This is a genomic window from Aequorivita sp. 609, from assembly GCF_014212065.1.
Classification (GTDB): domain Bacteria; phylum Bacteroidota; class Bacteroidia; order Flavobacteriales; family Flavobacteriaceae; genus Aequorivita; species Aequorivita sinensis.
This window is the reverse complement of record NZ_JACJVM010000003.1, coordinates 232,567-240,459: the sequence shown is the minus strand read 5'-3', so window position 1 is coordinate 240,459 and position 7,893 is coordinate 232,567. Positions and strand designations below refer to the sequence as shown.

Below are 7,893 nucleotides of genomic sequence, written 5' to 3'. Positions count from 1 at the left end.
TTGATTAAAAATTCAGGCAGGATAAGTTTCAGTAGGTCTAGATAATTGTCCAAAGCTTTGTTTTAAAAAACAAAAATCAGAATTCTATTTCAATTCACACACAACTTTTGAGAATGATCCATTTTGCCATTTGTGTTTTTAGAATAAAAAAAGCCATCCGCTGTAGGCAGATGACTTTTTAATGAATTATATATTAAAAATTATTGTTATTGGTATACCTACTGGGGTTTTAAATTATAGTTGCCCCCTAATGCTTCAAAGGTACGGATAATTAATGTGTTAAAATAATTAATGACTGACTATTTAATTAATAATCCTAATTCTTTATGCTAAAAGCTTTTGTTTTCACTTAAAAAAGCTATAATCTAGAAAGGATATCCAATTCCGAAATTAAATACAGTTTCCTTTACGTTAAAATCGAATCCATTATTTTTTGATGGATCATGAAAAGGAGCGGCAAAATCAAAGCGTAGTACAAAACCTTGCACATCAACTCTAAGCCCTACTCCTGCTCCCATTCCAAATTCTTTGATAAAACTTGAGGTAAATTTATCTTTTCCTTCGTAAACTGGATTAGGATCTGAGTTCCATATATTTCCTGCATCTGCAAATACAGCACCTTTTAAGAAAGATATAATAGGAAAACGATACTCAATATTTGCTTCAATGCGAATGTTTCCTGTTTGATCGAAATAATTAGTTTGAGAATTACCCTCATCAGAATATGTTCCTGGTCCTAAAGATCTAATTCTAAACGCTCGAACACTATAAGGTCCACCAGAGTAGTATTGCTTTACATAAGGCATTATATCGGAATTCCCATAAGCATACCCGTATCCACCGAATAATCTAGCAGCTATAAGTTGTTCTTTTCCGAAGTTTAAATGATATCTAAAATCTGCATCAACTTTTGCATACTGAGCATATTCTAAATTTAAAATTCCTTTTTTACCATTATCCATTTCTTTGGCAAACAAACTCATGGTATTACCCGCAACATCTAAGGTAGAATTAATAAAAAATTGATGTTTTTTAGTTGCATTTACCATTCCGTTGTAAGTAAATGAATAGTTCAAGCCTGCAATAAATTGCTTTTCAAAACTGCGTTTTAGATAAGGGTTTGCGTCTAAAATGTTTTGAAACTCCTCAGTAGTATTTGAAGGTTTTGTGTAGTTTAATGAAATAGGTATTATTTCGTGAGTTACATACCTATTTGCTTGCCAAAGGTATCCAAATTGTGCGCTACCCGATAATAGAGTATAAAGTTGTGTTCTTCTTAAATAATCAAGACTAATGCTTGTCTTTGTTTTAGGTATATCGTATTTAAAAAAGTCGCTATCTATTTTAATTGGAAAAATCACTCTTGGGAAAATCAATTCAGACTTTAAACCTAAATCTACACTTGTTTTACCACTACTGCTCCCACCTCCTACTTGCATTTCATACCCAAAACTAGCAGTAGTGTTTAATGTTTCCCCACCACTAAAAAGGTTTCTGTTACTGTAAGTTAATGCTATTCCAGGTCCAGAAAAATTATTGGATTTTGATACTGCTTGCAATTCAACACGTAGAGCTCTTTTGTTTAAGGGTGATAAAAATATATTGGCTTCCAAAATTCCCAAGCTGTCATTATGTACAGTATCTCGTTCTTTATATTGAATATTTACAAACTTATACGCTCCAATTGTTGAAAGTCTTCTTGCTGAATTTCTTGAGTTTTCTGGACTGTAATATTGCCCTTCTTCCAAAGTAATAAAAGGATCGAGGTATTTTGATTTAAAGAAACTTGAACTGTTTATATAATTTTTTTCATTGAAACGCTCCACCTCATTATCAATAGAGTCTTCTACGTGATAGTTAGCGTAAACATTAATTTTAGAAATTTTATAGGGAATAATAGACTTTTTAGGAACATCTTTTTTTAATCCGAGAAATAAATCAAATCGTTTTTTGTCATACTGATTAGTGTCGGCTTCAAATATTAGAAAACTTGAATTAAAGTTATAATATCCATTTTGTTTTAACTCTCTATCTATACGTTCACGTTCCATCTTCATATTAGCTAAGTCGAAACGCATTCCTTTGGAAAGCTTTGTTTTAGCTACACTTTTTTTAACTTCAGGATAAATAGGATGTGGCATACTATCTAATTGATAACTAGCAATAGTGTATGCCTTTGGAGCTTTAACTGTGTATTTTACTGAAGCTTCTTTGTTTTCCTCATTATCTTTAAACTCCGAAGTAATCTCACTATAGAAAAAACCTCTGTTTTCCATACGATTGAGTAGAATTTCCTCAACTTCATAAGGTTTTACATCACTTTTATAAACAGGTTTTTGTTCTCCAAATCGTTTATAAAAAAATCGGTTTATAAATCCCGGATTCTCTTTCTGCATTTTGTAGTAATAATGAAGCCCAACACGCATTCTCAAAAACTTTTTATTAGGCTTAGGCAATAAAGCTTCTTCTAAAACAGATTTTAGTTGAGATTCATTTTTTATAATAGAATCCGATTTAATTTCCACAGTTGCACCGGTATAAAGCATTTCATCTTCAGGTATGTACTTTTTTACTGCACACGATTGAAGCACGAGCAATGCCGATGTTAAAATGAATACTATTTTAAATTTGATATACATAGTCCAACTTTGCTTAGCAACCTATTAGGAGGCTTAAGTTTAAGTATTACAGTTTTACTTATTCCTTAGTTTTTGAATCATTAGTGTTTTTATCATCTTCCCCTTCATTTTCAATATTCTTTTTAATTTCTTCCTCTTCTTTTTCTATTCTTTCCTTTTCCTTTTCCAATGCTTCTTTTTCAGCCTTTTCCTTTTTGGTTTCACCATTTAAAATAGCTTGCCACAATTCATCAAACTTATTAAACTCTTGTGTGAAAATTAAAGCAATTCCACTTACAATAGTTTGTCCATCAACTACATTTTCAAATTGATTTTTTCTAAATCCTTTTAATCTATACCTGCCGTTTTCGGTGATTAAATATTCTAAACTTACATCGCCAATAATTGGGGCTTCTTCTTCATTTGAACCGCTTCCTTGTATGTCAACTTCACTACCTACACGTACTATTAATCTATCGTTAAAGAGTTTTTTCTGCGCAGCAATATCTAATTGTGTACGCTCTTGTGCGGTTTCACCTTGGTAATCGGTATAACTGTTTAGTCCAAAATCCAATTGAATTCCAGATCCGCCTAATAAATTATTTGAAAAGTTATTTAATTGATCTGAAATAGCGTCGTTTAAATTATCTCTTGCCACAGTGGCAAAACCTCCAGCACTACCATCACTTCCTGGTTCTGGATAAAATCTATTGAGAACTAGCAATGAAAAAACTTGCCGATTTAATTCGTCTTCTTGACTATTTACTTGTTGTAATCTTCCATACACTTGTCCTCCTATTGCCCCCTGCTCATCCTCTGGCATATCAAGGTCGAACGCGATTATTGGTTTAGTTAATTCTCCGTCAATATTTAAATATACGCTAAATGGTAATACTTGTTTATACCTATTTTTCACCGAAGGATCAGCTCCAGAACTTATAGGCGCCATTAATGCCGACGCAGAGGCTTTCAAATTGTATACAGCCTTGATGTCTAGTTTGGCATCGAAAGGATCTCCAGACCAACTTACTCTACTTTCAGGAGCAAGTTCAAATCTTCTGTTTACTAAATTGTATAAGTTCATTTCATAATGACCACCTGCCACATTATAAACGCCACTTAAATTCATTCTTCCTGTAGGATTCATTGTAAAATCGAATTCCCCAGCACCGTAAACTTCAAAGTTATCCCCGGTTTCCTGATCTATTATGATTTTGACTTTAGCTTCTTTCCCAATTGTTAAAAATGCCCTAACATCAAGCCCTGTTAATGTTGCTGTTTTTTCTGCAGTTTGCGTTAATATTGCATCTCGATTTTCACGATTTACAAATACTACAACTCCATCTCGTTCTTCAATAGACACCGATGACGAAGGCAATATATAAGTAATGTCAGTTGCATCATTTACAATTATATTGGCGTCTAGTTTTGGAACTAGCATATCTCCCGTTAGGGTTGCATCTGCGTTAAATGATGCCTTTCCATATAAAAAGCCATTATCATCCTTTGTTGCGTTTAATACTTGAAAATCTTTTGCGTTAATCTTCAAATTAAACGTTGGATTGATAAAGTTTTTCGTGCCAACCTCTCCAGATAAAACCAATTGATTCTGATTTTCATCACGCACAGTAAAACCATCCATAAAGAACCCATCGTTATTAATAGACAAAGTTTCATTATTAAGTGTAAACGGTGCATTTAACTTTGTTATAGTAAAATCTGCATTATGAAAAATTAACTTCCCTTTGTAATTGGGCTCCGCTATACTCCCGGTTACATTGAACTTTCCTGAAAATCCTCCTTTACCATTTTTAATTTCACCTAAAGAAAACCCTTCGAGCGCTTTCATTTTAAACTCATTTATATCTAAATCTAAATCTATCTGTGCATCTTTTTGATTTGCTATATAATCTCCCGTTAAATCTAAATCGACGTCGCCTTCTTTTAAAGCTAGATTAAAATCGTAACTATTTTCACCTTTCGACTTGGCGTCAATGGTCATCGTTCCTAAATCAACATCTAAGAAATTTAAATTATCCACGGTAAGGTCTGCCAAAAGCCCCATATCCCCAAAAGGATTAATAGTTATTAGACTACCGTTTAAATTTCCTTTAGCAATTTCATCTGATGGATTTAAATAATTTAGAATCTCACTTAATTTGAAGTTATTAAATGTAATTGCTGCGTGATTTTCAGGCACATTTGGTAATTTATCTGATAGTTCGACCATCTCATCGCCCTTAGAAAATTTGAAGTTGTTGAATTCTAAATTATCTTTTCTAATAAGAATCTCATTGTCTTTAGGAGTAAGCCACTTACTTCTATCGAGTATTAAATCTTCAGGAATAATATGAAATCTAAGCTGTTCTGAAGTACCTGTAATTTGAGATTGAATATTAATAAGCGTACTGTCTTTATATACCGACTTGAAGCTTAGATTCATCTCATTATCTTGCTGGTTTCCTGTAATTTTTGTCTTAGGAATATCTAAGGGGCCACCCTTTATATTTTTAAAGCCCAGGTCAAAAACAAATTTATCTTTATCTGTATCCATTGTGAATGAAAGACTATCCAACTCGTTGCTTCCATAAACAATATGTGGTGCTTGAATATCTGCTTTTAATTTTCGTGCTGCTTCGTCAAAGTCAACCGATAGTTTAATTGTATCTAGTTTTTTAACATTCACTAAAAATACTTCATTTAATACAGGGGCTTCTACTATTCGCCCTTTAGCATTAAGCTTTATAGGATTGCTTATGGTATCAGACAAGGTAATGTCTCTAGAAAAATAACTGGAAACATGTCGCTTGATGGCTTTGCTAAATAACTCTGGATTTGTATTACTCTCTAAACTAAGTTGAACAATTTTATTATTAATCCATACAGAAGTAGTATCGCTTCTAGTGTGAGCAGTAGCCAATACATCGCCCAATATGTACGTTTTATTATCATATACCACTACTCCATCTCCAATTGTTGAAATAACATCGAGACCATCTTTAGTGATATCAAAATCGGCGTCTAAGGTAAAAGCTGTCCTAACATCTCGATCCATTAACCCAAGGGACTTCAAATTTGCACCAATAATTTTTAGATGCGCATTAGCATTTGTTGCTATAGAATCTAAAATTACGTTAGCATTAAAATCTAAGTTGATATTTTCATCTTTATAAGCTGAAACCACATTCCCCTTTCCATCTTTAATATTACCATTTATAGCTAAATCTTTTATAGCATAATTATTAAACTGAAAACTAGATATAACAGCTTCCAATTTTGCGTCAAGAGTGTTTATATCATTACCTGTACCACTAGTTTTTATGTTTAAACTAAGAGTTCCTAATTGATCGTTTTGTAAAAGCTCATTTAGTTTATACTCTTTTATATCTACATCGGCATCAAAAGAAATTTGCGAGTCGTTTTTAAAGTGGCCATCTATAGCTAAAACTCCTTGTGTAGTGGTTAGGTTAGCTTTGGCGTAAACATCTTTTAAATTTCCTTTAGCACTACCATTAAGTGAAATATTTTCTGGTAGACTTACTCCTAAATCTTTTTCACTTACAAATTGAATTAAATCTGTACGCGTAGTATTTGAAGCAAAATGAGGAATATTAAATTTCAAATTATCTGGATTTATAACATTCTCAATTAATCCATTAGCAGAAATTCGAGTAGAATTCCCCCAATTAACATTCATATTTGGGAAGGTTATTGCAGATAAATAGCCTGAAGCTTGTACATTTCCTGAAATATACTTTTTACTTAAAGTCCGTAAATATTCACTCTTACGAAGTTCTGGTTGAAATTTAAATACTTCTCTTAAGTCTACTTGAAATGCAGGGAAGTTTAAAGCTACTTTAGTTTTGTCTGGAACCTCGATTAAATCTGCTAAAGAAACATAGTCTAGGTGTACATTTCCCTTTAGCCTGTTGTTGTTTAGCGCTAATCCTAGATTATCAAGGTTTAATTCAGTATCAGTAATATCTAAATCTAAGGCTAATTCATTTAGATTAAAACCTGAACCTTCTTGAAAGGTTAAAGATTTAAGTTGTAAACCTGCCTTTTTATCCTTTAAAAAAACATCATTTGCCTTTAAATTAAAGTCTTGCAACGCAATTGCATTGGAATTAAAATGATCTTTTTTCACTTTATGGTTACCAACAAAATAACTGATGTTATTACCTTTTAAATCAATGCTATTTACTGCAAATTTAAAATTGGGCCACTCAAATTTTTGAATATCAGCTTTTACTTCTTCCTTTATTTCTTCTGCCTTTTGAGTAATCTCGTTAACTTCTGTTTCGGTGTTAATATCAATAATTGAATTATTCAAATTGAATTCTCCAATAACAATCTCATTATTACTTAAATCTGCTTTTTCTAATTCTAACAACAGATCAGATAATTCTAGGTTAGCAGCAATCCTATCGGCATAGGATTGATAATCTACAAAAACATTTTTCAGAGAAAACTCCTCCAAAGCTATATAAGGTAAAGGAGAATCTGATGGTGGTGTTGGAGGAACAGGTGATTGAATATATTTAATATGAGCATTAGAAATCGTAGCATCCGAAGCACGAAAATCCATATTTTCTAAATCGGTTTTTTTCATTTTTAGGCTTAATGCTCCTATTTTGAATTGGCTATTTATACCCAATACACTGTCATTAAACACTACATTAAAATCTTTAAAACTGATATTCCCTAAAATTATATTTAAAGGTTCCGAAGCAGTTTCATTTTTAACTGCGGTAGTATCAGACGAAGCAAAAGCATCTACGAGGAACTGAAAATTATAGCCTTTAATTGAATCATTCCGGATAATATTTGCGCGAAGCCCTTCCCATTCAAGATATTCCACCCCTATACCATTACCGCGAACAATAGGAAGAAGCGGTACGTCTGCTTCTAAAGATTTTGAATAGATTAATGTATCTCCTTTTTTATCCTCTAGATAAACGCCTTTAAGCATAATATTACCATCGAAAGTAATAAAAAGCTTTTCAATCTCAACTTTGGTATGGGTTTTATCGGATACATATTTAACAGCACGCTGTACTATAATATCTTGTCCCCAAGGACTTCTGATAAATAGTACAAGAAGAATAAATAGTAGAATTAGAACTAAGAAAACTCTTCCTATAATTCTTAAAACTCTGTATTTCTTATTTTTTTTATTCTTTTCTTTTTTCTTTTCCAATGCTGTATTTGGTAGGTATCAAAAATAGGAAAATTATAAACCAATAATCGTATTTACGTAAGTAACAATAAGTTT

2 protein-coding genes are annotated in these 7,893 nt (G+C 32.2%); both read right to left on the bottom strand.

All coding sequences use genetic code 11. The annotated features are described in order from the left end of the window. Positions 1 to 365: 365 nt before the first annotated feature. Complete coding sequence (locus tag H4O20_RS02140) at positions 366 to 2,639, bottom strand: BamA/TamA family outer membrane protein (protein WP_185098137.1); 2,274 nt, start codon at positions 2,637 to 2,639, stop codon at positions 366 to 368. Between the two features lie 58 nt (positions 2,640 to 2,697). After that, the gene (locus H4O20_RS02135) at positions 2,698 to 7,818 is read right to left on the bottom strand and encodes a translocation/assembly module TamB domain-containing protein (protein WP_185098136.1); all 5,121 of its coding nucleotides are present in this window, start codon (positions 7,816 to 7,818) and stop codon (positions 2,698 to 2,700) included. Positions 7,819 to 7,893: the final 75 nt, after the last annotated feature.